The sequence below is a fragment of the Amycolatopsis thermoflava N1165 genome (genome assembly GCF_000473265.1).
Taxonomy (GTDB): Bacteria; Actinomycetota; Actinomycetes; order Mycobacteriales; family Pseudonocardiaceae; genus Amycolatopsis_E; species Amycolatopsis_E thermoflava.
Genome location: NZ_KI421511.1, coordinates 8,585,684 through 8,609,496 on the forward strand (window position 1 = coordinate 8,585,684; position 23,813 = coordinate 8,609,496).

Here is a 23,813-nt window from a genome sequence, read left to right on the forward strand (position 1 = left end):
CGCGCCGTCAGCGGAGCAGGCGGGCGATGAGGCCGGTGACGACGAGCCAGAAGACCGCCGCCAGACCGTAGTTGACCAGCACGTTGAGCTGCCCGTTCGCGATGGGGAAGAGCCCCGGGAAGAACAGCGCCAGCGGCTGGGCGATCGAATCGATGAAACGGTAGAAGGCGTTCGCCGTGTTGGCGCCGGCCAGGACCAGGACGATGTAGATCGCCTCGACGAGCGCGAACAGCGCCCCGATCCCGGTGACCACTCGCACGGCGGTGCCGCGTCCACGGTAGATTCCCGTTCTGGCCATGCGAAGGAGTAACCCCCTTCGTGAATTTCAAACCCGATCGGGTGATACGGGTCAGCGTTTCTCGTTCGGGATGATGATCCACAGCACCAGGTAGACCAGGAACTGCGGGCCCGGGAGCAGGCAGGACAGCACGAACAGCAGGCGCATCGTGCGGGGCTTCCACCCGAGGCGGTAGGCCAGGCCCGCGCACACCCCGGCGATCACGCGGTTGTGCCGGGACCTCGTCAGTGTCGTCGTTGTCGTCGTCATGTCACCACGATGCCCGCGCCAGCGGCCGCGCGCATCGGTGGAAACCCCCGAATCGTCCCTGGGGTCAGCCCCAGTGCGCCGTGCGGGCGAAGTCCGCGAAGTCACGCGGCGGACGGCCCAGCACGCGCCGCACCCCGTCGGTCACGGACTCGTTGCGGCCGTCCAGCACCTCGGCCAGCAGTTCGCTCAACGGCCCCGCGAACTCCGGCTCCACACCGGCCGCGACGAGGCCGGCCGCGAACTCGGCGGCGCTCACCGGCACGTACCGCACCCGGCCGCCGAGCGCGGCCGAGATCTCCGCCGCGGCCTCGGCGAACGTGAGCAGCCGCGGCCCGGTGATCTCGTGCACCAGCCCCGCGTGCCCGTCCTCGGTCAGCGCCTTCGTCGCCACGTCCGCGATGTCGTCGGCGTCGATGAACGGCTCCGACACCTCGCCCGCCGGGAATGCGAACTCGCCGGCCACCACCGACTCGGCGAGGAAGTCCTCGTTGAAGTTCTGCGCGAAGAAGCTCGCCCGCACCACCGTCCACTCCGGACCGGCGTCCTGGATCGCCTCCTCGCTGCGCCGCGCGCCTTCCTCGCCGCGGCCGGTCAGCAGCACCAGCCGCCGCACGCCCTGCTCGCCGGCTTGGCGGGCCAGTGCGCCGATCTTCGGCGCCGCGTCGGGGAAACCGGCGTCCGGCGCATACGTCACGTACGCCGTCGTAACGTCCTTCAGCGCCGGTTCCCACGTGCCCGGCTCGTCCCAGTCGAACCCGGTGGACCGCGCCGCGATCCGCACCTGCTCGCCGCGCGCCCGCAACCGGTCCGCGACCCGTCGTCCCGTCTTGCCCGTTCCGCCGATCACCAGGAAATTCGTCATGCCACCAAGGAAACCGGCCGGTAGACGGGCGGACCATGCTGAGCGCGCTCGCCCGCATGCGCGTTCGTCTACGCTGGGCCAGTGGACGAGCTGGCAGGCCTCCTGGACGGGCCCCGCGCCCGCGGCGCCTTCCTCCTCCGCGCCCAGCTGGCGCCGCCGTGGTCGATGCGGATCCAGGACGAGGCGCCGCTGACGCTCGTCGCCGTCCTGCGCGGCAGCGCGTGGGTGTGCTTCGACGACGGCACCACCCGCAAGCTCACCGCCGGTGACGTGGCGGTGCTGCGCGGCCCCGACCCCTACACCTTCTGCGACCACCCGGACACCACGCCGCAGGTCGTCGTCGGGCCCGAGCAGGTCTGCACCACGCCGGGCGGGCAGGAGGTCGTGATGACCGGCCTCGGCCTGCGCACCTGGGGCAACGACCCGCACGGCCCGACCACGCTGCTCGTCGGCACCTACCAGCTCAGCGGCGAGGTCAGCCGCCGCCTGCTCGGCGCGCTGCCCGTCCTGGTCGTCGTGGCCGTGCCGGACTCACCGGTGATGACCCTGCTCGGCGCCGAGATCTCCCGCGACGAGCCGGGCCAGGAGGCCGTCCTCGACCGGCTGCTCGACCTGCTGCTCATCGACGTGTTGCGGAAATGGTTCGCCGGCCCCGAATCGGGCCCGTGGTACCGCGCCTACGCCGACCCGGTCGTCGGCCGGGCGCTGCGTCTGCTGCAACACCGCCCGGAACACCCGTGGACCGTCGCCACGCTCGCCGCCGCCACCGGTGTGTCCCGCGCCGCGCTGGCCCGCCGGTTCACCGAATTGGTCGGCGAACCGCCGATGGCCTACCTCACCGGCTGGCGGCTCGCGCTCGCCGCGGACCTGCTGCGCGACCCGGACACCACGCTCGCGGCCGTCGCCCGCCGCGTCGGCTACTCGAGCCCGTTCGCGCTCAGCGCCGCCTTCAAACGAGCTCACGGGGTGAGCCCGCAGCGGCACCGGCGGGGAGCGGCTGCTCGTCCGGGGTGAGGTCCTCCCCGGCGGGCTCCGGCGGCGCCTGCGCCATCAGCACGGCGCAGACCGGCACCGCGAGCGCGATCGCGGCCAGCACGAACACGGGGAACAGGAACGAGAACACCTCGGCGCCGGACGGGTCGGGCGCGCTGACGTCGACCTGCACCCGCACCGCCGCCATGCCGGTGTAGTGCATGCCGGTGACCGCCGCGCCCATGACGAGACCGGCGAGCAGCCGCCACTGCAGCTTGTCCAGCGCGGCGGTGAACCACAGCGCCGCCGTCGCCGCGACCACCGCGATGACGATCGACAGCGCGACCAGGCCGCCCTGGTAGCCGATCGTGCCCTTGATCTGCACCGCCCACATGCCGGTGTAGTGCATGAGGTTCACCGCGAGCCCGGTGATCAGCCCCGCCGCCAGCAGCCGCCACCACCGGAACCGCTCGCGCACGCCGAACACCAGCAGCCCGGCGAACACCGACAGGACGGCCAGCACCGCGGACAGGATCGTGCGTGGGATGTCGTAGCGCACCGGCAACCCGGGCGTGGCGAACCCGAGCATCGCGATGAAGTGCATGACCCAGATGCCGACGCCGCCGATCGACACGGCAGCCAGCGCCAGCCACGCGAGACGCGCCCGCTGGCTGATCGCGGTGCGGGCTTGCAGCGTGCAGGCCAGGCCGAGCGCGCAGCCCGCCACCGAAGTGAGGTAGGCGAGCACCATCACCCAGGTGCCCATTTCGAAGTGGTGGACGTGATCCATCGCAGACTCCTCGTTCAACGGCGCAGGCGCGTCCGCATCCGGCCGATGGCGTGCTCGCTCGTCGTGATCAGCGTCTGCTTCGTCGACTCCATCGATCGGGCGTCGCAGCTGACGATCGGGACCTCGGGCGCGACGGAAAGCGCTTCCCGCACGTCGTCGGCCGAGTGCCGCCGCGCGCCGGGGAACTGGTTGAGCGCCACCACGAACGGCAGGCGGCGGGTCTCGAAGAAGTCGATCGCGGGGAAGCATTCCGCCAGGCGCCGCGTGTCCACCAGCACCACCGCGCCGATCGCGCCGCGCACCAGGTCGTCCCACATGAACCAGAACCGGTGCTGGCCCGGCGTGCCGAACAGGTACAGCACCAGGTCCTGCGCGAGCGTGATGCGGCCGAAGTCCATGGCCACCGTCGTCGCCGCCTTGCCGGGGATCGCGCCGACCTCGTCGACGCCGACCGACGCTTCGGTCATCGCGGCTTCCGTCCGCAGCGGGATGATCTCCGAGATCGACCCGACGAACGTCGTCTTGCCGACGCCGAACCCGCCCGCCACCACGATCTTGGCCGAGGTGATGCGGTTCCGCGTCTCAGAGCGTGCGTAGTCCACTCAGGACCCTTTCCAGGAGGTCGTGGCGTTCGTCCCAGGTGGCGTTGTCGCCGAGGGTGTCCCGCACGGTCACCAGCCCGGCGCCGAGCAGGTCGCTGACGATCACCTTCGCCACACCGAGCGGGATGTTCAGGTGCGCCGCGATCTCGGCGACCGAACGGGGCCGCAGGCACAGCTGTGTCACCACCGACGGCGCGCTCGCGCGGTTGTAGGGCAGGGTCTGGCCTTCGGTCGTGGTCTGCACCAGCGCTTCGATGGCCAGCTCGACCGCGGGCTGTGTGCGGCCCTCGGTCCAGGCGTACGGGCGAGCCAGGGACGGCGAGCGGGAGTTCGGCCTGCGGTCCCCGAAGCTGTCGGGCTCACTCACGGCCTTGCCCGGTACGCGACCTTGCGCGCCGGCGTCTCGACCATGCGGCCGACGCGGTCGACCAGGAGCGTCATCTCGTACCCGACCAGCCCGATGTCGCAACCCGGGCTCGCGAGCACGACGAGGTTCGACCCGTCCCCGACGCTCATCAGCAGCAGGAACCCGTCCTCCATCTCGATCACCGACTGCACGACGCGGCCGGCGGTGAACAACTCCGCCGTGCCCACGGCGAGGCTCGCGAGACCGGACGCGATCGCCGAGAGCTGGTCGGCCCGGTCCTTGGGCAGGCTCTCGTTCGCCGCCACCAGCAGGCCGTCCGCGGACACCAGCGCGGCGTGCGCGACCCCGGCCACCTCCTGGGTGAACGCCGACACCAGCCAGCCCGGGCCGTGCTCTTCGGTCATCGTGGTTCCGCCTTCCCCTGTGGCGCCTGCCCGTTCCCGTTCCCCGTGCGGGCCCGGGCGGCGCGCATTCCGTTGTAGTGCCTGGCCAGGTTGTTCCGGACCGCGTTCGGGTCGCGGAAACCGGCCGGATCGGGTGCCGCGGCCTGCCGCGGCATGGCCGCGCCCGGCGCGAGCTGCGCGCCGGGACGGCGCGTCGGCAGCCCGGCGCTGGTGACCTGCACGGCGACCGGCTGCTCGGTCGCGATCTCCGCGGCGCGCCAGCTTTCGTCGGCCGGGCTGCTGAAGTCCGGCCCCGGCTGCGCGGTGAACCACCCGGACACCACCCCGTCGAAGATCGGGGTGCGCACGGGCGTGGCGGCCGGGCGGGCCTGCGCGGGCACCGGCTCGCGGCGCACGGGCGCCGGGTCGGGCGCGGCGAGGCCGTCGGCGAGGACCAGTGCGCCCGGCACGTGCACGCTGGCCGTGATGCCGCCGTGCTTCGCGCCCGGGTGCGTCGGCCGCAGGCGCACCGTGACCCCGAGCGGCGCGGCCAGCCTCCCCACCACGAACAGGCCCATCCGCCGGGTGGTCTCCGGGCTGACCGTGTCGCCCGAGGCCAGCCGCTGGTTGGCCGCGGCCAGGTCGTCCGGCTGCATGCCCAGCCCGCTGTCGACCACCTCGACGAGCAGTCCGCCGTCGGCGCCGCGGTCGGCGGTGAGCAGCACCTTGTGCTCCGGCGGGGAGAACCGGATCGCGTTCTCCAGCAGCTCGGCGAGGATGTGCACGACATCGCTGGCGGCGTGCGAGCGCAGCGCGCCGTTGGGGGCATTGACGATGGTGACCCGCCGGTAGTCCTTCACCTCGGAGGTCGCGGCGCGCAGCAGCTCGGCGGTGGAGACCGGGCCGTGGTCCCGCCGGGCCGGGCTGCCGCCCGCGAGGACCTGGAGGTTCTCGCCGTTGCGGCGCAGCCGGGTCGCCATGTGGTCCAGGCGGAACAGCTCCTCCAGGCGCTGTGGGTTGCGCTCGTCGGCTTCGAGGTCCTCGATCAGGGTGAGCTGTTGCTCGACCAGCGACTGGTTGCGGCGGGCCAGCGTCATGAACATCTCGCTGACCTGGCGGCGCAGCTCGGCCTGGTCGGCGGCCAGTCGCACGGCCTGCCGGTGCATGTCGCCGAAGGCCTGCGCCAGCTGCCCGATCTCCTCGTCGCCGTCCACCGGGACCGGCTCGATCGACTCCCAGGACACCGATTCGCCCGCCCGGACCTTCTCGATCGTCTCCGGCAGCTCGCGGCGCGCCGCGGTCAGCGCGGCCGCGTGCAGGCGGCGCACCGGCGTCACCAGCGAGCGCGCGACGAGCAACGCGATGGCCAGCGCCCCCAGCAGGGCGCCCAGCACGAGCGCGGTGTCGCGCAGGGCGCTGGAGCGGGCCTCGTTGGTGCGCTCGCCGACGGTGGTCGCCAGATCGCGCACCTGCCCCGCCAGCAGGTCGGACAGTGCCGCCGATTCGGTCGACAGCGCGGTGAGCAGGCCGGGCAGCCTGCTCCCGTTGCCGGTCGTGAGCGCGTCCAGCAGGACGGCCTGGCGGTTGCTGTTGCTGCCCGTGATGGACCGGAACCGCCCGAGCACCTCCTGCGGCAGGCCGCGCTCGACCTGGCTCGCCAGCACGCCTTCCTCAGCGGCCGCGCGGGCGGCAGCGGCCAGCAGCGTGTCGTTGACCGGGCCGGTGCCCGACGCGCGGATCAGCGCCTCCTCCACCGCGCGGGTGGTGCGCAGCTGCATCAGCGCGCCCGCGGTCGCCGCCGTGGTGTCCATCGCGGAGCTGCCCGCCGCGGCGATGGACTCCGGCAGGATCCGGCTCAGGTCCACGGCGATGTCGTGGTAGCCGACGGTCATCGCCACCGTCGCCGAACCCGTCGCGGCGCCGGCCATCCGCAGCCCGGCCAGCCGCCCGAGCGCGGTGTCCAGCGTGCGCGCGGTGTCCGTGGGCAGCTGCGCGAACTCGGCCTGCTTCTGCACGGCGGCGGTCTTCGCGTCGACGGTGGAGATCTGCCTGCCCAGTTCGCTGCTGGCGGGCGAGGCGACCGCGAGCACCATCTCGTCCTCGACGAGCGCGGTGAGGTCCAGGGTCGCCTGCAGCGCGGGCAGCTGGTCGCGCACCGCGCTGAGCTTGCTCGCCTCGGCGAGCTCGGCCCGCACCCGCGCCCCGGCCAGCGCCAGCGCGACCACCACCGGCAGCAACAGCACGACCGAGATTTTCGTGCGCAGGCTCCAGCCGCGCGGATGCCATGCCCCAGGGCCGGAGCCCGCTGTATCCATTTCTTCCTTGCCCGCCCGATTCGTGTCCATGCCCCGTTCCGCGCGGGATCGCGGCGAAAGCGGAACGCGGTGATTAGCTTCCCCAGGTGATCGGTGTCAGGAGAAAACCGCAGCCGGGCGACGTTGTCAACCCTGCGCGTCGCACCTGGTGAACGACGTTCGGCCAAATGTCGCAATGGCCCTCTGTCGTGATCGGCGAGCTGTTTCCGGGCGGTCACCGAGAGTCCTCCGGTTAATGGCGGGTGAATGGGCGCCGCCGTGGGTAAAACGACCCGCGATGCCGGGTGAAAACCTAATTCCGGTATTGGTCGGTGAAACATTTTCCGGTGACGTCGAATCCACATGCGACCGCCGTTTCCGCACCGTCTAGGCTGCACCGGTGACGACGAGACCGGTGGCCGCCCGACCGTGACGCGCCTGCTCCTGCTCCTCACCGTCGTCCTGGCCGCCTGCTCGGCGCCCGCGCCCGCCCCGCCGGAGGTCGTGTCCCTCGCCGCCGGGCAGGTCCGCGGCACGGTGGACGGCGGCCACCGGCTGTTCCAAGGCATCCCGTACGCCACCGCGGCGCGCTGGCAGCCACCCGCGCCCGCTCCCGTGTGGACCGGCGTGCGGGACGCCACCGCGCCGGGCCCGCGGTGCCCCCAGCCGGGTGAGGCGGGCAGCGAGGACTGCCTGTTCCTGAACGTCACCACGCCGGAGGCCGTCGCCGGGCCGCTCCCGGTGCTGGTCTGGATCCACGGCGGCGCGTTCGTCGGGGGCAACGGCGACTCCTACGACGCGCGGGACCTGGCCGCGCGCGGACTGGTGGTCGTCACCGTCAACTACCGGCTCGGCGCGCTCGGCTGGCTCGCGCACCCGGCGCTCGGGCACGACGGCGGCACCGGCAACTTCGGCCTGCTCGACCAGCAGGCGGCGCTGCGGTGGGTGCGGGACAACATCGCCGCGTTCGGCGGCGACCCGGCGCGGGTCACCCTCGCCGGCGAGTCCGCCGGGGCGATGTCGGTGTGCGACCACCTGGTCTCGCCGGGCTCGGCCGGACTGTTCCACGCCGCGATCGTCCAAAGCGGACCGTGCCAGGCGCACGCCACGGCCACGGTGGCGGAAACGGCGAGCACGGCGTACGCGGCGGGACTCGGCTGCGCTGATCCGGCGACCGCCGCCGCGTGCCTGCGTGCCCTGCCGCCGTCCCGGCTGCTCACCCCGCCGCGCTACTACGACCTCGCCGGTGTCCCGGTCGCGGGCCCGGTGACCGGCGGCGGCGCGCTGCCCGTCAACCCGGTCGACGCGATGCGCGACGGCGACGCGGCCAGGGTGCCGGTGCTCGTCGGCGTGACGCGGGACGAGTTCACCCTGTTCCTGGCCCAGCAGTACGCGGCGACCGGGAAGACGGTCACCGCCGACGGCTATCCGGCGGCGCTGGCGCGCGCGTTCGGGGCGGACGCCGCGGCCGTGGCCGCCGAGTACCCGCTCGCGGCCCACGGCGGCTCGGCCCCGCGCGCGCTGGCGGCGGCGCTCACCGACGCCGCGTTCGCGTGCCCGGCGCGGGACATGGCGGGCGCGTTGTCCCGCACCGGCCCGGTCTACGCCTACGAGTTCGGCGACTCGCGCGCCCCGGTCCCGGACACCCTGTCGCGCACGCCGTTCCCGCTCGGCGCCGCGCACAGCCTGGAGCTGTCCTACCTGTTCGGCGGCGGCGCGTCGTTCGACGACGGTCAGCGGCGGTTGTCGGCGCGGATGGTCGCCGACTGGGCGTCGTTCGTGCGCACCGGCGCGCCCGGTGCGGACTGGCCGCGCTACGACCCAGCGCACGAGCAGGTGCGCGCGCTCGCCCCCGACGGCCCTCGCACGATCGGTGACTTCGCCGCTGCGCACCACTGCGGGTTCTGGCGGGACCGCTAGGTTCGCCGTCATGCGGTTCGGGGTTTTTGTCCTCGCCGGACGGTTTCCGGGGCAGGACGACGGGGAGGCGCTCGCGCGGTCGCTGGACGTGGTCGAGCGCGCGGAGGCGGCTGGGTTCGACGACGCGTGGATCGCCGAGCACCACTTCATGTCCTACGGGGTGTGCCCGTCGGCGGTGACGTTCGCCGCGCACGCCCTGGGCCGGACGCGGCGGATCACGGTCGGGACGGCGGTGAGCGTGCTGTCCAGCGCACACCCCGTCGCGCTGGCCGAGCAGGCCGCGATGCTGGACCGGGTGTCCGGCGGGCGGTTCCGGCTCGGTGTCGGTCGCGGCGGGCCGTGGGTGGACCTCGAAGTCTTCGGCACCGGGCCGGACCGGTACGAGCGGGGGTTCGCCGAGGGGCTGGACCTGCTGGTGCAAGCGCTTTCCTCGGCCGCGGTGGGCGCCGCGGGCGAGTTCTTCGCGTTCCGCGAGGTGCCGGTGGTGCCGCGGCCGGTGTCGCTGCCGCCGGTGACCGTGGCGTGCACGTCGCGGGAGACGGTGGAGCTGGCGGCCGCGCGCGGGCTGCCGATGCTGCTGGGGATGCACATCGGCGACGACGAGAAGGCCGCGATGGTGGCGCACTACGGGAAGGCGGCGGCCGCGGCCGGACAGGACCCGTCGGCTCCGCACGTGTCCGCGGTGCTGGCGCAGGTGGGCGACTCGCGCGCGGCCGCGGAGGCCGAGCTGCGCGCGTCGATGCCGGGCTGGCTGCGCGAGGGGCTGGCCGGGTACGTGCCGGTGGACGGCCGCCCGTACCGCCCGCGCGACGCGGTGGAATACACCGACCTGCTGTGCCGGCTGCACCCGGTCGGCGGCCCCCGCGCGTGCGCCGACCGGCTGGCCGCGGCGGCGGAGCGGACGGGCATCGCGCACACGATCCTGTTCGTCGAGGGCGCCGGCGCGCGGGAGCGGGTGCTGGCGAACGTGACGCGGCTCGGCGCGGAGGTGCTGCCGCTGCTCCGCTGAGCCCGCCGGCAACCGTACCGCGGCCGCAGAAGCCCCGTACCGGCCCTGATCCCGGCCGCGCGCGCCCGACGACGTCGTGTCGGCGTCCGGCCACCGGGATCGGCCAACCTTGGTCGGATCCAAGCACGAGAAGGGTCAGGAAAGCCATGACGACATCGAGCAAGCGGTGGGTCCGCGCCGGACTCGTCGCGACGGCCGCGATCGCGGGTGTGGTGGCCGCGGCGCCGGCCGCCGGTGCGGCCGGCGCCGACTACATGGAGATCTGCCAGAGCGCGAAGGTGTCCTGTCAGAACGGCGCGAAGGTCTCGGGTCCCGGTTCGTACGACCGTTGCGGCACGACGACCGCGGCCGCGTCCTACACGCAGGTGTGCGTCGAGTACGACGGCGACGTGGTATACGTCAAGGATGGATCGGCCGACGGGTCCTCGTCGTTCGGCAAGGTCTCGTCCACCTCCGGCACCGCCTACCGGTTCTGCCGCAACCCGCACGGCGCGGGTACCTGGGCCAAGTGCGACTTCGACTGGTCGGAGGCCGCCGACAAGCAGGTCTACGGCGGTGTGAAGCTGAGCTACACCAACTTCAACGACCAGTACCTGTTCAGCTTCACCAACGGGTGAACGCACGGCGGGCGCGTCCCCTCGGGGGAGAGGACGCGCCCGTTTCCGTCAGCGGATCAGGACTCCTTGGGGGACAGGGTGACGTCGATCGTGTTGCCGGGGCCGGTCGCCAGTGGGCTGATCAGCCCGGTCAGCGGACCGCAGTTCTCCAGCGGGGCGATCTCGTAGGTGCCGCTGAGGTCACCGCCCGCCAGTGGGTCGAACCCGGGGCCGGAGGTGAGGTTGATCTCCGACGGCTCCGAGCTCTGGCACTTCGGCGACTTGCTGATCGGGAAGCCGAAGACCTTCACGCTGGGCAGCTTGATGGTGGTGTGGCTGGTGGAGTTCAGCACACCGCCCGCCAGCGTCCCGGTCGTCTTGCCCGCCTGCTCGAAGGCCACCTTCGCGGTGATCGGGATGAAGTGGAACAGCGTGGCCTTCAGCTTCGACGGCTCCAGCGACAGGTCGGCCGTGAAGTTCCCGGACGCCAGGTCGAGGTTCGCGTCGATCCCGCCGGACAGCGGCACCGTGGCGTTGAGCTTCTTGACCACCGAATCGCCTTCGAGGGCGTAGCTGTAGTCGATCCCGGTCGGCGGGTTGCTGGTGGTGGTCGTCGGCTCGGTCGTGCTGGGCTCGCTGGTCGTGGGCTCGGTCGTGGTCGGTTCGGTGGTCGTGGGCTCGGTCGTGGTGGGGTCCGTCGTCGTCGGTTCCGTGGTGGTCGGTTCCGTCGTCGTCGGCTCGGTGGTCGTGGGCTCGGTGGTGGTCGGTTCGGTCGTCGTGCCGCCGTTGATCGTGATGTTGGCGAGCGTGTTGTTCTGACCGGCCACCTGGGTGCACTGCGAGTCGAAGACGCCCAGCCCGGTGTCGGTGCCGTCGGCGCGCTTCGGGTGCAGGGTCAGCAGGATGTCGCCGACGGTGATCGTCGCCTGCCCGGCCTGGGTGAAGGTCAGGGACGGCGCGTCACCGGTGGCCACCGTGTCGAACGAGCCCGACGCGGGCACCGGGGTGACCGGGATCGTCGCCGGCACGGTCACCGGGATGGTGGCCTCCGGCGCCGTCACGGTCGAGCTCGCCTGGGCGGAGCCCTCGACCGTGGCCGCCCCGACGAGGGTCAGGCCCTGCGTCGCGGTCGGCGGGACGGTCGCCACGGCGGTGACCGTGAAGGCCGGGGTCGGCTCGCCCACGTTCACGGTCGTCGGGATGTCCGCGCTGATCACGATCTGCAGGGTCTGGGTACCGATCAGCGGGAACGGGCAGCTGTAGTTCAGGGTCAGCGAGACCGGATCGGCCGCACTGGTCCCGGCGCCGGCCAGCACGGCCGTGAGCGCCGCACCGGTCGCGACGGTCGCCGACGCGGCCGCCGCGACCATCCTTCTCATTCTGGTTCTAGTTCGCACACCTATCCTCCGGTGTATCGGCAGTGATACGAAAACCACGCGACAGCAAGGGAAACTGCCGGCGAGGTCATCGGAATTGGTTGCTACCGATGGGTAAGCTAGTTTCGCGGCGTCGGCATTGGCAATATGTGCGCCGATAAAGTCGTTGCGGGCCAAGGAAGTTGTCACCGGCCGATGGGACGGCGCCGGTCCGACCCGCACGGCACGGACAATGTTCGGCGGCCGTCGGCGGAAGCACTCACCGGGGTGACAAGAATCGGCTCACCGGCTCGCGCGGGGGTGTCAAGAACGTGTGGCCGGCCTTGACCGGGAGGGGGCCAGGCTTACTTTCCGCGGATGCCCGACTGCGTCACGTTCGACCTGTTCTCCGACCAGCCGCGGGTCGCGCTGTGGCCGCTGCTCGGCTCGCCGGAACTGTACCCCCGGTTCTTCCGGGGCGTCGGGTCGGTCGAGCGGACGGGCACGACCGGACGCCACCCGCGCTACCGGATCCGGCTGACGCTGAGCGGGCGGCCGGTCGAGCACGACATGCGGGTGCTGCTGAGCCGCCGCGAGGAACAGCTGGTGCTGGAAACGGTGCCGGACACCGGCGGTTGCCTGTCGGTACGCCTGTTCGACGATCCCCACGGCACCCGGCTCAAGGTCATCTACTTCCGCCCCGGCGTGCCCAGCCCCGGCCGCGCGCCCGGACCGGCCGACGTGCGGTCCTGGGCGCAGGACGGTCTCGAACGGATCCACCGCCACCTGCGGGGCACCGCGGAAGCGTGGCCGCCGGACCGCCCACCGTCGACCCGGCAGGTCGCCAACACGCTGATCGCGGCGGGAATCCTGACGCCGGCCCGGCCCGACCGCGTGGTCCGGCAGCTGCGTGCGCTGGCCCGGTGGGGCGCCACCCTCGCCGGCGGCTACACCGCGGCCGCCGCCCGCTCACCCCGCGGTGTCGCGGTGATCGACGAGGACGGCGCCCGCACCACGTTCGCCGCGCTCAGCACCGACGCCAACCGGCTCGCGGCCGCACTGCGGGCGGTCGGCGTCGGCCCGCACGGCACCGTGGCGATCATGGCGCGCAACCACAGCGCGATGGTGAAGACGCTGCTGGCGTGCGGGCGGCTCGGCGCGAGCACCGTGCTGCTCAACACCGGCCTCGCCCGGCCGCAGGTCGCCCACGCGGTGGACCGGCACGACGTGCGCGTGCTGGTGGCCGACGGCGAGTTCGCGCCGCTGGTCGCCGGGCTGCCGCTCACCGCGGTCCTGCTCACCGGAGCCGACGACGGCCCGCCGGGCCAGCCGACGCTGACCGAGGTCATCGCCGACACCCCGGACGCCGAGTTCGCCCCGCCGGAGCGGCCCGCGCCGATCGTCGTCCTCACCTCGGGTACCACCGGCACGCCGAAGGGCGCGCGGCGCCCCACTCCGAAGGGCCTCGGCGCCGCGGTGGCGCTGCTGTCGCGGATCCCGTTGCGGGCGGGGGAGCGGATCCTGATGGCCGCGCCGCTGTTCCACAGCTGGGGCCTGTCCGCGCTGCAGGTCGGCATGCCGCTGCGCGCGACGCTGGTGATGCAGCGCCGGTTCGACCCGGAGGCGTGCCTGCGGGCGATCCAGGAACACCGGTGCACCGCGGTGTTCGCCGTTCCGGTGATGCTGCAACGCATCATGGCGCTGCCCGAGGAGGTGCGGGCGCGGTACGACACCAGCAGCCTCCGGATCGTGGCCAGCAGCGGGTCGGCCCTGCCCGCCTCGCTCGTCACCGCGTTCCAGGACGCCTTCGGCGACGTGCTCTACAACTTCTACGGCTCGACCGAGGTGTCCGCCGCCTCCGTCGCGACACCGGCCGACCTGCGCGCCGCCCCCGCCACCGCCGGGCACCCGCCGCTCGGCACGCGACTGGCGGTGCTGGGTCCGGCGGGCGAACCGGTGCCGCCCGGCACGGTCGGGGCCATCTTCGTGGGCAACGACCTGCTCTTCGACGGCTACACCGACGGCACCAGCCGGGCCACCCGCCGCGAGCTGATGGACACCGGTGACCGCGGCTACCTCGACGCCGAGGGCCGGTTGTTCGTCGCGGGCCGGGACGACGACATGATCGTCTCCGGCGGGGAGAACGTGTTCCCGCGGCCGGTGGAGGAGGCGCTCGCCGAGCTGCCCGGCGTCGCCGACGCGGCCGTGGTCGGCGTGCCCGACGACGAGTTCGGGCAGCGGCTGGTCGCGTTCGTGACCGTGCGGCCGGGCGCCCGGCTCGACGAGGACATCGTGCGCGCGTACCTGCGCCGCCGGGTGGCGCGGTTCGCGATCCCGCGGGAGGTCGTGTTCGTCGACGAGCTGCCGCGTACCCCGACCGGGAAGGTGCTCAAACGGCTGCTGCTGGAGGAGGAGTGGGCGCCTGCCGCCGGGAACACCCACTTCCGGTAGGCCCACCAGCGGAACACCGCGCCCAGCAGGGTGCCGACGACCATGCCGCTGACGAAGTCCGCGGCCTCCTGCGTCACGAGCGGCACCTCCGGCACCCGCAGGTCCAGCGCGTACCGGGAAACCAGCGGTGGCACCAGGTTCAGCCCGACCGCGAGCGCGTTGACGAGGAAGAACAACGCGGCCTCGGCGGGCTTCGTGCGGCCGCCGCGCGTGTCGAACGACCATTCCCGGGACAGGACATAGGAAACGGCGGTGGCCACGACCGTCGCGATCGCGAGCGCGGTCACCGGTTTGTCCGTCAGCACCGTCAGTTTCAGCGCGTAGTTGAGCGCGGTGGTCAGGACGAAGGTGGCGGCGCCGACGGTGGCGAACCGGAACAGCTGCCGCCGTCGCATCGCCACCTCCTCGTCGCGGGATGGCGAAACGCTAGTCCACCAACCGGTTTCCGCCCACCCCGAACCGGATTCTGTCGGCGGGTGGTGACAGGCGGCGGAGCGGTATTTCGTAGCCCGGTGACAAGAAACGCGGCCGGCGCGGAAGATCGAACGGGAAGCGTTGTGGCGCTGGTTGACCCGCCGGTAACGTCCTCGCGGTCCGCTACCGGAGGGTTCGATGACGCAAACCCGGTCACGTCGCGCCGCTGTCGCCGCGCTGGGACTGGCTCTCGTGGCCGCCGCGCCGGCGCCCGCCACGACGGCCGTCGCCACCGCGGCAACCCGCGGCGGCACGAGCACGTGCCAGGCCGGCGGGCCGGTCGAGGTGCCGGTGTCCTTCAGCGCCACGTTCGCCGAAACCGTTGCGCAGGGCGCGAACGTGCCGGTTTCCGACGCCGCCGTGACCATCGTCGTGCCGGCTGCCGCGGTGGACGCGCTGCGGGATTCGGGCGGCACTTCGGTAGACGCGTCCGCCGCGGTGGAGCTGAGCGTCGCCCAGCAGGCGGGCACCCAGGAACTGACCGTCACCGGACTGTCCACATCGGAGATCCCGCTCCCTGCCGACGGTGAGCTGCGGATCACGCTGCCGGGCCGGGTTCCGCCGATCGCGGCCGGCGCCGGTCCGGTGACGGTCTCCCTCACCTCGCTGGCCCCCAAGCTGGTCGTGCGAGGGGAGACGTTGCACGCCGACCTCGCCTGCACCACCGATCCGGCGGCGAACGGGGAGCTGGCGCGGGTGGCGGTGACCGCTCCCGCGGCGCCCCCGATACCCGACGTCGTGGTGCCCGACGTCGCGGCGGCGGTGGCGGAAGCGCCGTTGCTGACGGCGAAGTTCCTCGTCGACGGCACCTCGCACATCGCGAAGATGGGCTCGGACCTGGTGCTGGAGCAGGGCACGTTCGACGCGGGCCTGTTCACCGGCGACGTGCCGAACACGATTCGCATCGAGGGCGACCTGAACCTGCCGAAGTCGAGCAGCTACTTCGTGGCGTTCCGGTTCATGCCGGTGGCCAGCGACGTCGAACTGCCACAGGACGGCAAGGCGACGGGCACCGCGGACATCAGCGGCGGCCTGTTCACGCCCACGATCGACATGACGGTCCGGGTGAACCTGGTGGTGAGCAACGTGAAGCAGGACGGCGTGCCGATCGCGGTCGGGCCGGATTGCCGCACGGTGTCGCCGCTGGTGATCCCGATGAAGGGGCAGACGTCGCTGGTGCCCGGCAGCAAGTCGACGATGGAGTCCACTTTCGACATCCCGGCGTTCTCCGGCTGCGGCGTGAGCGAGGACCTGGACCCGCTCCTGACGGGCCTGATCTCCGGCCCGGGCAACAGGATGACCACGACGCTGACCGCGCAGGGGGTGGGCTGAGATGACCGCCCCCGTCACCGCCGCCCGCAACGCCGTCGGCGAGTTCGGCAAGCTCTTCGGCCTCGCGCTGGACATCGTCGTCGCGATGTTCAAGCGGCCCTTCCAATTCCGCGAGTTCGTGCAACAGTTCTGGTTCGTCGCGAGCGTGTCGATCCTGCCCGCCGCCCTCGTCAGCATCCCGTTCGGCGCCGTGATCACGCTCCAGCTCGGCGGCCTCACCAGCCAGCTGGGCGCCGAGTCGTTCAACGGCGCAGCCAGCGTCCTTGCCGTCATCCAGCAGGCCAGCCCGATCGTCACCACCCTCGTCGTCGCCGGGGCGGGCGGCTCCGCGATCTGCGCGGAACTAGGGTCACGCACCATCCGCGAGGAGATCGACGCCATGGAGGTCCTCGGCGTCTCCCCGATCCAGCGACTCGTGGTGCCGCGGGTGCTCGCCGCGATGGCCGTCGCCGTCCTGCTGAACGGCATGGTCAGCTTCGTCGGCGTCACCGGCGGCTACGTGTTCAACGTGCTGCTGCAGGGCGGCACCCCGGGCGCGTTCCTCGCCAGCTTCTCCGCGCTGGCGCAGCTGCCCGACCTGTGGGTGGGCGAGGTCAAGGCGGTGATCTTCGGGTTCCTCGCCGGGCTCGTCGCCTCCTACCGCGGTCTCCACCCGAAGGGCGGCGCCAAGGGCGTCGGCGACGTCGTCAACCAGTCCGTCGTCATCACGTTCCTGCTGCTGTTCTTCGTGAACTTCGTGATCAGCGTGATCTACCTGCGCGTCGTGCCTGCGAAGGGAGCCTGAGCCAGTGACCCACCGGTTGCTGAACCCCGAGCGCCCGATGAACGGCCTGGTGCGACTCGGCGACCAGCTCGCGTTCTACCTGCGCGCCCTCGCCTGGGCGCCGCGCACCCTCACCCGCTACGGCCGCGAGGTGGTCCGGCTGCTCGCCGAGGTCGCGTTCGGCAGCGGCGCGCTCGCCGTCATCGGCGGCACCATCGGCGTGATGGTCGGCATGTGCGTGTTCACCGGCACCGTCGTCGGCCTGCAGGGTTTCTCCGCGCTCGACCAGCTGGGCACGTCGGCGTTCGCCGGGTTCCTCTCGGCCTACTTCAACACCCGCGAGATCGCCCCGCTGGTCGCCGCGCTCGCGTTGTCCTCCACCGTCGGCTCCGGGTTCACCGCCCAGCTCGGCGCGATGCGCATCTCCGAGGAGATCGACGCGCTCGAGGTGATGGCCGTGCGCAGCATGCCCTACCTGGTGACCACCCGGATCATCGCCGGGTTCGTCGCGATCATCCCGCTGTACGTGATCGGCCTGCTCACCTCCTACCTCGCGGCCCGCACGATCACCGTCACCGTCTACGGCCAGTCCGGCGGCACCTACGACCACTACTTCAGCCTGTTCCTGCCGCCCGAGGACGTGCTCTGGTCGTTCGCGAAGGTGATGGTGTTCAGCGTCGCGATCATCCTCACCCACTGCTTCTACGGCTACCGCGCCGGCGGCGGGCCTGCCGGGGTCGGCGTCGCGGTGGGACGCTCGGTGCGCACCTCGATCGTCGTGGTCAGCGTGCTCGACTTCTTCCTCAGCCTGGCGATCTGGGGCGCCACCACGACCGTGCGGGTGGCGGGATGAGCGAGCAGCGCAGGCGCCTGGTGTTCGGCGCGCTCGGCCTGGTGTTCATCGCGCTGCTCGGCGCGATGGGGTGGTTCGCGGTCGCGATCTACGGCAAGACGTTCAGCTCCGCGGTCCCGGTGGTGCTGCGCGCCGAGCGGGCGGGCACGCAGCTGAAGGAGAACGCCGACGTCAAGGTCCGCGGGGTGCTCGTCGGGTCGGTGCGCTCGATCGACGTCAAACCCGGCTGGGTCGACGTGGAGCTGGCGATGGACCCGGACCGGATCCACGACATCCCGGCGAACGTGTCCGCCCGGCTGCTGCCGAAGACGTTGTTCGGCCAGCGTTACGTCAGTCTGGTGATCCCGCCCGCGCCCGCGCCGCGCGCGTTGTCGGCCGGCGCGGTGATCCAGGAGGACCGCAGCACGCAGGCGGTCGAGGTCGAGCAGGCGCTGCGCGATCTGCTGCCGGTGCTGCAGACCGTGCAGCCGCAGAAGCTCGCGAGCACCCTCGGCGCGGTGTCGCAGGCGCTGGAGGGCCGCGGCCCCGAGCTGGGCACGACCCTGGTGTCGCTCGGCGACTACCTGGGCAGGCTCAACCCGGAGGTGCCGGAGCTGCGCACCGCGATCACCAAGCTCGCCGACACCGTGCACACCTACTCCACCGCCGCGCCGGACCTGGTGGACGCGATGGCCGACCTGCGCACCACCGCGACCACCCTGACCCGGCAGCAGCAGGACCTCGCCGCGTTGTTCACCACGGTCACCGCCGCCGGCGACGACGCGCACGGCTTCCTCGACGCCAACGACGACACACTGGTCGACCTGTCCGCGGACAGCAGGCCGGTGCTCGACCTGCTCGCCGAATACAGCCCGGAGATCCCGTGCGTCGCCGACGCGGCCGCCCGGTTGAAGCCGGTCGTCGAGCGGGCCCTGGGGGTGGGCACGGCCGAACCCGGCCTGCACGTGGACCTCACGGTGCGGCCGCCGAAACCGGGCGGCGCCCCGCCGCCCGCGGCGGACGGACCGCGGTGTCCCACGGCCGGGTCGGCCGCGCCGGGGGCGGACACCCCGGCGGCGCAGCGGTTCCTGGCCGAGCTGCTCGCCCCCGTGCTGGGGGAGCGGCCGTCCGAGATCCCCGGCTGGAGCGGACTGCTGATGAACCCGCTGCTGCGTGGCGCGGAGGTGACGCTGAAATGATCCGACCGCTGGTCAAGGGCCTGATCTTCGCGGTCGTCACGGTGCTGGCGACCGGGCTGCTGGCCGTCACGATCGCCAACCGCGGCGACGGCGGCACGGTCACCTACCGCGCCTGGTTCAGCGACGTCACCTCGCTCAACTCCGGTGACGACGTCCGCATGTCCGGCGTCCGCATCGGGCAGGTCACCGGCATCGAGATCGTCGACCGCCGCATCGCCGAGGTGTCCTTCGAAGTCGACAAGGACCGCGCGCTCAGCGCGACGGTCACCGCGGCCGTGAAGTACCGCAACCTCATCGGCCAGCGCTACATCACGCTCGACCAGGGCGTCGGCACCGGACGGCTGGACCCGGGCGGGCTGATCCCGCTCGAACGCACCCGGCCCGCGCTGGACCTGACCGCGGTGTTCAACGGGTTCAAGCCACTGTTCCAGGCGCTGTCCCCGCAGGACGTCAACCAGCTCGCCGGCGAGATCGTGCAGGTGCTGCAGGGCGAGGGCGGCACGGTCGCGGACCTGTTGCGGCACACCGCATCGCTGACGTCGTCGCTGGCCGGCCAGGACCAGGTGATCGGCCAGGTGATCACGAACCTCAACGAGGTCCTCGACCGCGTCAACGCCCGCGACGGGCAGCTCGCGCAGCTGCTCGACGCCACGCAGCAGCTGGTGTCCGGGCTCGCCGCGAACTCCGGGCCGATCGGCGAGGCGATCGACGGTATCGCCGACCTCACCACCGCCACCGCCGGGCTCGTGCAGGACGCGCGGGAACCGCTGCGGGCCGACATCAACGCGCTTGAGGAGCTGGCGAGGACCTTGGGCGACAACACACCGGAGTTCGAGAGGTTCCTGAACAACCTGCCCGTCAAGTACGAGTCGATCGGCCGGATCGCGTCCTACGGCTCGTGGCTGAACTTCTACCTGTGCTCGGTGCGCTCCGACGCCGCCCCGGCGCCCGGTGGCGGCCCGGTCGGCGTGCCCGTGACCGAGGCGAGGTGCCGCCGGTGAAGTCGTTCCGGTCACGCAACTCCTTCCGCCTCGGCCTCGCCGGGCTGGCCCTGATGCTCGTGCTCGGCGGGCTCACCCTGTTCTGGGACCGCCTGCCCGCGCTGGGCGGCACCACCTACACCGCGGAGTTCACCGAAGCCGCCGGCCTCAAGAGCGGGGACGAGGTGCGCGTCGCGGGCGCGAAGGTCGGCGAGGTCACCGGCGTCTCGCTGGACGGCGACCACGTCAAGGTCACCTTCCGTGTCACCGACACGTGGGTCGGCGACGAGAGCACCGTCTCGGTGCGGATCAAGACGTTGCTGGGGGCCAAGAACCTCGCGCTCGACCCGCGTGGCGAACGTGAGCAGGACCCGGACCAGCCGATCCCGCGCGACCGCACGGTCACGCCGTACGACGTCAACGACGCCTTCGCCGACCTCGCCCGCACCACCGGCGAACTGGACACCGACCAGCTGGCGGCGAGCTTCCGCACGCTCGCGCAGACCTTCGACGCCGCCACCCCGCAGGACGTGCAGTCCGCTTTGGACGGTCTGGCCGCGTTGTCGCAGACCATTTCCTCACGCGACACGGAGTTGAAGCAGTTGCTGAGCGGCACCGCCGAGCTGAGCGGCACGGTCGCCGAGCGCACCGACCAGCTCGCCCGCCTGATCACCGACGGGAACGTGCTGCTGACCGAGTTCGACCAGCGCCGGTCCGCGCTCGACCAGCTGCTGCGCGGCACCCGCGACCTCTCGCAGCAGGTGCGCGGGCTGATCGAGGAGAACAACGCGCAGCTGCAGCCCGCGCTGGAACAGCTCGACCGCGTCACCGACGTGCTGCAGCGCAACCAGAACACGCTCGACCGCAGCCTGAGCCTGTCCGGCCCGTTCTACCGGCTCCTCGGCGACGCGATCGGCAACGGCAACTGGATCGACACCTACCTGTGCGGGCTGATCGTCCCCGCCGACGGCGGCCCGTGCATGCCACCGAAACCGGGAGGGGGCGGCTGATGGCGGTATCCCGCCTTGGCAGGTGGCTGCGCTGGGGCGCGCTCGTCGTGATCATCGCGACGCTGGCCACCGCGATCGTGATCGTCGTGCGCGACAGCGGGCGCGGCAAGCACCTCACCGCGTACTTCACCGCCGCCGTCGGCATCTACCCCGGATCGGAGGTGCGGATCCTCGGGGTGCCGGTCGGCACGGTGGACACGGTCGAGCCGCAGGGGCAGCAGGTGGAGGTCGGGTTCACGGTGGACCGCGGCATCCGGGTGCCCGCCGACGCGGCCGCGCTGGTCGTGACGCCGAGCCTGGTCAGCGACCGGTACGTGCAGCTCGCGCCGGTCTACCGGGGCGGCCCGGAGATCGCCGACGGCACGGTGATCCCGGTGGCCCGCACCGCGGTGCCGGTGGAGCTGGACCAGCTGTTCGCGAGCCTGGACCGGCTGACCACCGCGCTCGGCCCGCAGGGCGCCAACGGCGACGGCGCGCTGTCGGCCCTGCTCAGCAGCGCGGCGGAGGACCTCACCGGCAACGGCGCGCAGCTCGGCGAGATGATCCGGCAGCTCGGCCAGGCCGCCACCACCCTGAGCGGCTCGCGCGACGACCTGTTCGCCACCGTCGACAACCTGCAGCGGTTCACCACGATGCTCGCCGACAACGACGACCAGGTGGGCAGGCTGGCCGACCTGCTCGCGCGGGTGTCGGCGTTCCTCGCCTCGGAACGGGACGTCTTTGGCGCGTCGCTGGACGAGCTGGCCGGCGCGCTCGGGCAGATCCAGCAGTTCGTGCGGGACAACCGCGGCCGGGTCAAATCCAATGTGGACAAGCTGATGGGCACCACCCAGGTGCTCGCGAACCAGCGCGCGTCGCTGTCCGAGGCGCTGACCACCGCGCCGGACGCGCTGAACCGGCTGCTCGCCGCCTACGACCCGGCCAACTCGACGATCTACAGCCGCGCCGACCTCAACGAGTTCAGCATGGGCCCGGTCCTGCCGCTGGGAGGCGGCCGATGAAGCGCACCCCACTGGCCGCGGCCCTGCTGGCCGCGCTGGCGCTGCTGACCGGCTGCTCGTTCGGCGGGCTCTACGACACCCCGCTGCCCGGCGGCGCGGACCTCGGCGACCACCCGTACCGGGTCGTCGTCGGGTTCCGGGACGTGCTCGACCTGGTGCCGCAGTCCGCGGTCCAGGTCGACGACGTGCCGGTCGGGCGGGTCGAGCGGATCGACCTGTCCGCCGACGGCCGCACCGCGCAGGTCACGCTGCTGGTCAACGGCTCGGTGCGGCTGCCGGCGAACGCGGAGGCGTGGCTGCGGCAGAGCAGCCTGCTCGGCGAGAAGTTCGTCGAGCTGGGGCCGCCCGCGGCAGGCGAACCGCAGGGCGCCCTCGCCGACGGCGCCCGGATCCCGGTCGAGCGGACCAACCGCAACCCGCAGGTCGAGGAGGTGCTCGGCGCGCTGTCGATGCTGCTCAACGGCGGCGGCGTGGGCCAGGTGCAGCAGATCAGCCGCGAGCTCAACGCCGCGCTGGGCGGCAACGAGGCGGAGATCCGCGACCTGCTGACCGAGGTGAACACCTTCGTCGCCGGGCTGGACCAGCACCGCGGCGAGATCACCAGGGCGCTCAACGGGATCGACCGGCTGTCCGCGTCGCTGTCCGCGCGCAAGGACCAGATCACCGGGGTGCTGGACGACCTCACGCCCGGCATCGACGTGCTGGCCAGGCAGCACGAGCAGCTGGTCACCATGCTCACCTCGCTGGACCACCTCTCCGGCGTCGCGGTCGACACCGTGAACCGCGGCAAGGACGACCTGATCGCGGACCTGCGGGCGCTGGAGCCGACGCTGCGGCAGCTGACCGTGGCCGGACAGCAGCTGCCGGAGGCGATGGAGATGCTGCTGACGTTCCCGTTCCCGGACGCCGCCCTCGACGCGATCAAGGGCGACTATCTCAACCTGTTCCTGGACTTCGACTCCCGAACCTCAGGGACGAGCCCGCAGTCCGCGCCGCTCCCGCTGGGTGGTGGTTCCTAGATGCTGACCCGCAAGGTGCGTGTGCAGGTCATCGTGTTCGCGTTGATCGCGCTGGCCGGGATCACCTACGTCGGCGCCCGCTACGCCGGGCTGGACCGGCTCTTCGGCGGCGGCGGGTACGTGGTGCGCGTCGAGCTGGCCGACTCCGGCGGCATCTTCGCAGGCGCCGAAGTCACCTACAACGGCGTGCCGATCGGCCGCGTCGGCGAGCTGCGGCTCACCGGCTCCGGGCTGGAGGCCGACCTGCGGATCGACGACGGCGCCCCGCCGGTGCCCGCGGACGTCGAGGCGGTGGTGACCAACCGGTCGGCGGTGGGGGAGCAGTACGTCGACCTGCGGCCACGCAGCTCCGGCGGCCCGGTGCTGGCCGACGGCTCGGTGATCGCGTTGTCCCGCACGCGGCTGCCGCTGCCGAACGAGCAGCTGGTGCTGAACCTGGACCGGTTGGTCGCGTCGGTGCCGCGGGACGCGCTGCGGTCGGTGGTGGACGAGTTGTACGACGCGACGCTGGACACCGGACCGAGCCTGCAGGCGCTGCTCGACGCGACCTCCGGGTTCACCCAGTCGGCCTCGGCGCATCTGCCGCAGACGATCCAGCTGATCACCGACGCGGACACCGTGCTGACCACGCAGATCGAGAACTCCGGCGCGATCACGGCGTTCGGCGCGGACGCCAAGCGCATCGCCGCGATGCTGCGCGACTCGGACGCGGACCTGTCGACGATCCTGTCCGCCGCGCCGCCCGCCGCCGGGCAGATCAGCGGGCTGCTGCGGGAGACCGGCCCGAACCTGACCACCCTGCTGACGAACCTGCTCACGACGTCCGAGGTGCTGCTGACCCACCGGAACGGGGTCGAGCAGCTGCTGGTGGCCGCGCCGACGGCGATCGAGGCGGGCAGCACGGTCATCGCGGGCGACTCCGCCGGTTTCGGCCTGGCCACGACGTTCTTCGATCCGCTGCCGTGCACCGCCGGGTACGAGGGCACCCGGTACCGCAACGGCCTCGACACCACACCCGCGCCGCTGAACACGGCGGCCGGGTGCCGACGCTGAGG

General features: G+C 72.4%; 23 protein-coding genes and 1 pseudogene. 14 read left to right on the plus strand and 10 right to left on the minus strand.

Annotation, left to right across the window (positions count from 1 at the left end):
• Positions 1–7 precede the first annotated feature (7 nt).
• From AMYTH_RS0142715 to AMYTH_RS0142725, 3 genes are all read right to left on the minus strand, one after another.
• Positions 8–298 carry a hypothetical protein gene (locus AMYTH_RS0142715; RefSeq protein ID WP_193354413.1) on the minus strand — a complete coding sequence of 97 codons (291 nt, stop codon included), beginning with the start codon at positions 296–298 and terminating at the stop codon, positions 8–10.
• 51 nt (positions 299–349) lie between these two features.
• A complete protein-coding gene (locus tag AMYTH_RS0142720; RefSeq protein WP_037323118.1) occupies positions 350–547 on the minus strand; it encodes a PspC domain-containing protein in 198 nt (65 codons plus the stop codon).
• A gap of 64 nt (positions 548–611) precedes the next feature.
• Positions 612–1,409, minus strand: a complete 798-nt coding sequence (locus tag AMYTH_RS0142725; RefSeq protein ID WP_027935389.1) for a Rossmann-fold NAD(P)-binding domain-containing protein — start codon at positions 1,407–1,409, stop codon at positions 612–614.
• An 81-nt stretch (positions 1,410–1,490) separates the two neighbouring features.
• On the opposite strand from AMYTH_RS0142725, the gene AMYTH_RS0142730 reads away from it, so the two are divergent.
• A complete protein-coding gene (locus AMYTH_RS0142730; protein WP_027935390.1) occupies positions 1,491–2,423 on the plus strand; it encodes an AraC family transcriptional regulator in 933 nt (310 codons plus the stop codon).
• On the opposite strand, the gene AMYTH_RS0142735 is transcribed toward AMYTH_RS0142730, so the two are convergent.
• Genes AMYTH_RS0142735 through AMYTH_RS0142755 form a run of 5 tightly spaced genes read right to left on the minus strand, consistent with a single transcriptional unit; the run spans position 2,359 to position 6,766 of the window.
• Positions 2,359–3,171 carry an MHYT domain-containing protein gene (locus tag AMYTH_RS0142735; protein ID WP_027935391.1) on the minus strand — a complete coding sequence of 271 codons (813 nt, stop codon included), beginning with the start codon at positions 3,169–3,171 and terminating at the stop codon, positions 2,359–2,361. The two genes, AMYTH_RS0142730 and AMYTH_RS0142735, sit on opposite strands and share 65 nt — an antisense overlap.
• Positions 3,172–3,185: 14 nt before the next feature.
• Positions 3,186–3,773 (minus strand): GTP-binding protein, encoded by a 588-nt coding sequence (locus AMYTH_RS0142740; protein WP_209440825.1) that lies wholly within the window; start codon positions 3,771–3,773, stop codon positions 3,186–3,188.
• The gene (locus AMYTH_RS0142745) at positions 3,754–4,140 is read right to left on the minus strand and encodes a DUF742 domain-containing protein (RefSeq protein WP_017983290.1); all 387 of its coding nucleotides are present in this window, start codon (positions 4,138–4,140) and stop codon (positions 3,754–3,756) included. The genes AMYTH_RS0142740 and AMYTH_RS0142745 overlap by 20 nt, the downstream gene beginning before the upstream one ends.
• Positions 4,137–4,544 carry a roadblock/LC7 domain-containing protein gene (locus tag AMYTH_RS0142750; RefSeq protein ID WP_027935393.1) on the minus strand — a complete coding sequence of 136 codons (408 nt, stop codon included), beginning with the start codon at positions 4,542–4,544 and terminating at the stop codon, positions 4,137–4,139. Before AMYTH_RS0142750 ends, AMYTH_RS0142745 begins: the two co-directional genes overlap by 4 nt.
• The gene (locus tag AMYTH_RS0142755; RefSeq protein ID WP_037323121.1) at positions 4,541–6,766 is read right to left on the minus strand and encodes a sensor histidine kinase; all 2,226 of its coding nucleotides are present in this window, start codon (positions 6,764–6,766) and stop codon (positions 4,541–4,543) included. The genes AMYTH_RS0142750 and AMYTH_RS0142755 overlap by 4 nt, the downstream gene beginning before the upstream one ends.
• A 480-nt stretch (positions 6,767–7,246) precedes the next feature.
• Here AMYTH_RS0142755 and AMYTH_RS0142760 point away from each other — a divergent pair, with 480 nt between their 5' ends.
• The 3 genes from AMYTH_RS0142760 (at position 7,247) to AMYTH_RS47405 (ending at position 10,363) form a co-directional block, all read left to right on the plus strand.
• Positions 7,247–8,737: a carboxylesterase/lipase family protein gene (locus AMYTH_RS0142760; RefSeq protein ID WP_027935395.1), complete on the plus strand. Its 1,491-nt coding sequence runs from the start codon at positions 7,247–7,249 to the stop codon at positions 8,735–8,737.
• A 10-nt stretch (positions 8,738–8,747) separates the two neighbouring features.
• Positions 8,748–9,746 carry an LLM class flavin-dependent oxidoreductase gene (locus tag AMYTH_RS0142765; RefSeq protein ID WP_027935396.1) on the plus strand — a complete coding sequence of 333 codons (999 nt, stop codon included), beginning with the start codon at positions 8,748–8,750 and terminating at the stop codon, positions 9,744–9,746.
• A gap of 146 nt (positions 9,747–9,892) precedes the next feature.
• Positions 9,893–10,363, plus strand: coding sequence for a hypothetical protein (locus AMYTH_RS47405; protein ID WP_027935397.1), 471 nt, complete (start codon positions 9,893–9,895; stop codon positions 10,361–10,363).
• A 56-nt stretch (positions 10,364–10,419) separates the two neighbouring features.
• On the opposite strand, the gene AMYTH_RS49380 is transcribed toward AMYTH_RS47405, so the two are convergent.
• Complete coding sequence (locus AMYTH_RS49380) at positions 10,420–11,712, minus strand: DUF6801 domain-containing protein (RefSeq protein ID WP_228685222.1); 1,293 nt, start codon at positions 11,710–11,712, stop codon at positions 10,420–10,422.
• A gap of 363 nt (positions 11,713–12,075) precedes the next feature.
• Between AMYTH_RS49380 and AMYTH_RS0142780 the strand changes: the two genes are divergently transcribed.
• Complete coding sequence (locus AMYTH_RS0142780) at positions 12,076–14,148, plus strand: AMP-binding protein (RefSeq protein WP_027935399.1); 2,073 nt, start codon at positions 12,076–12,078, stop codon at positions 14,146–14,148.
• A 41-nt stretch (positions 14,149–14,189) separates the two neighbouring features.
• Here the strand turns inward: AMYTH_RS0142780 and AMYTH_RS48505 are convergent.
• Positions 14,190–14,543 (minus strand): annotated as a pseudogene (locus AMYTH_RS48505) (GtrA family protein); the annotation flags it as partial.
• Positions 14,544–14,760: 217 nt separating this feature from the next.
• On the opposite strand from AMYTH_RS48505, the gene AMYTH_RS48510 reads away from it, so the two are divergent.
• The 9 genes from AMYTH_RS48510 to AMYTH_RS46790 are packed head-to-tail and all read left to right on the plus strand — an operon-like array spanning position 14,761 to position 23,811.
• Positions 14,761–15,954 (plus strand): DUF6801 domain-containing protein, encoded by a 1,194-nt coding sequence (locus AMYTH_RS48510; protein WP_157360755.1) that lies wholly within the window; start codon positions 14,761–14,763, stop codon positions 15,952–15,954.
• 1 nt (position 15,955) lies between these two features.
• Positions 15,956–16,738 (plus strand): MlaE family ABC transporter permease, encoded by a 783-nt coding sequence (locus tag AMYTH_RS0142795; protein ID WP_027935402.1) that lies wholly within the window; start codon positions 15,956–15,958, stop codon positions 16,736–16,738.
• A 37-nt stretch (positions 16,739–16,775) separates the two neighbouring features.
• Positions 16,776–17,570: an MlaE family ABC transporter permease gene (locus tag AMYTH_RS0142800; protein ID WP_051363153.1), complete on the plus strand. Its 795-nt coding sequence runs from the start codon at positions 16,776–16,778 to the stop codon at positions 17,568–17,570.
• A complete protein-coding gene (locus tag AMYTH_RS0142805; protein ID WP_027935404.1) occupies positions 17,567–18,748 on the plus strand; it encodes an MCE family protein in 1,182 nt (393 codons plus the stop codon). Before AMYTH_RS0142800 ends, AMYTH_RS0142805 begins: the two co-directional genes overlap by 4 nt.
• Positions 18,745–19,749 (plus strand): MCE family protein, encoded by a 1,005-nt coding sequence (locus tag AMYTH_RS0142810; RefSeq protein ID WP_027935405.1) that lies wholly within the window; start codon positions 18,745–18,747, stop codon positions 19,747–19,749. The genes AMYTH_RS0142805 and AMYTH_RS0142810 overlap by 4 nt, the downstream gene beginning before the upstream one ends.
• Complete coding sequence (locus AMYTH_RS0142815) at positions 19,737–20,738, plus strand: MCE family protein (protein WP_084022800.1); 1,002 nt, start codon at positions 19,737–19,739, stop codon at positions 20,736–20,738. The genes AMYTH_RS0142810 and AMYTH_RS0142815 overlap by 13 nt, the downstream gene beginning before the upstream one ends.
• Positions 20,738–21,739: an MCE family protein gene (locus AMYTH_RS0142820; protein WP_027935407.1), complete on the plus strand. Its 1,002-nt coding sequence runs from the start codon at positions 20,738–20,740 to the stop codon at positions 21,737–21,739. The genes AMYTH_RS0142815 and AMYTH_RS0142820 overlap by 1 nt, the downstream gene beginning before the upstream one ends.
• Positions 21,736–22,758, plus strand: a complete 1,023-nt coding sequence (locus AMYTH_RS46785; protein ID WP_037323124.1) for an MCE family protein — start codon at positions 21,736–21,738, stop codon at positions 22,756–22,758. The genes AMYTH_RS0142820 and AMYTH_RS46785 overlap by 4 nt, the downstream gene beginning before the upstream one ends.
• Complete coding sequence (locus AMYTH_RS46790) at positions 22,759–23,811, plus strand: MCE family protein (protein ID WP_037323126.1); 1,053 nt, start codon at positions 22,759–22,761, stop codon at positions 23,809–23,811. It abuts the gene before it with no gap.
• The last annotated feature ends 2 nt before the right edge of the window (positions 23,812–23,813 follow it).

Bases quoted from the DNA above. Each gene is read 5' to 3' on its own strand.
- AMYTH_RS0142715 (WP_193354413.1), bottom strand. From the start codon at position 298: ATGGCCAGAACGGGAATCTACCGTGGACGCGGCACCGCCGTGCGAGTG.
- AMYTH_RS0142720 (WP_037323118.1), bottom strand. From the start codon at position 547: ATGACGACGACAACGACGACACTGACGAGGTCCCGGCACAACCGCGTG.
- AMYTH_RS0142725 (WP_027935389.1), bottom strand. From the start codon at position 1,409: ATGACGAATTTCCTGGTGATCGGCGGAACGGGCAAGACGGGACGACGG.
- AMYTH_RS0142735 (WP_027935391.1), bottom strand. From the start codon at position 3,171: ATGGATCACGTCCACCACTTCGAAATGGGCACCTGGGTGATGGTGCTC.
- AMYTH_RS0142750 (WP_027935393.1), bottom strand. From the start codon at position 4,544: ATGACCGAAGAGCACGGCCCGGGCTGGCTGGTGTCGGCGTTCACCCAG.
- AMYTH_RS0142765 (WP_027935396.1), top strand. From the start codon at position 8,748: ATGCGGTTCGGGGTTTTTGTCCTCGCCGGACGGTTTCCGGGGCAGGAC.
- AMYTH_RS47405 (WP_027935397.1), top strand. From the start codon at position 9,893: ATGACGACATCGAGCAAGCGGTGGGTCCGCGCCGGACTCGTCGCGACG.
- AMYTH_RS49380 (WP_228685222.1), bottom strand. From the start codon at position 11,712: ATGGTCGCGGCGGCCGCGTCGGCGACCGTCGCGACCGGTGCGGCGCTC.
- AMYTH_RS0142780 (WP_027935399.1), top strand. From the start codon at position 12,076: ATGCCCGACTGCGTCACGTTCGACCTGTTCTCCGACCAGCCGCGGGTC.
- AMYTH_RS48510 (WP_157360755.1), top strand. From the start codon at position 14,761: ATGACGCAAACCCGGTCACGTCGCGCCGCTGTCGCCGCGCTGGGACTG.
- AMYTH_RS0142795 (WP_027935402.1), top strand. From the start codon at position 15,956: ATGACCGCCCCCGTCACCGCCGCCCGCAACGCCGTCGGCGAGTTCGGC.
- AMYTH_RS0142800 (WP_051363153.1), top strand. From the start codon at position 16,776: ATGAACGGCCTGGTGCGACTCGGCGACCAGCTCGCGTTCTACCTGCGC.
- AMYTH_RS0142805 (WP_027935404.1), top strand. From the start codon at position 17,567: ATGAGCGAGCAGCGCAGGCGCCTGGTGTTCGGCGCGCTCGGCCTGGTG.
- AMYTH_RS0142810 (WP_027935405.1), top strand. From the start codon at position 18,745: ATGATCCGACCGCTGGTCAAGGGCCTGATCTTCGCGGTCGTCACGGTG.
- AMYTH_RS0142820 (WP_027935407.1), top strand. From the start codon at position 20,738: ATGGCGGTATCCCGCCTTGGCAGGTGGCTGCGCTGGGGCGCGCTCGTC.
- AMYTH_RS46785 (WP_037323124.1), top strand. From the start codon at position 21,736: ATGAAGCGCACCCCACTGGCCGCGGCCCTGCTGGCCGCGCTGGCGCTG.
- AMYTH_RS46790 (WP_037323126.1), top strand. From the start codon at position 22,759: ATGCTGACCCGCAAGGTGCGTGTGCAGGTCATCGTGTTCGCGTTGATC.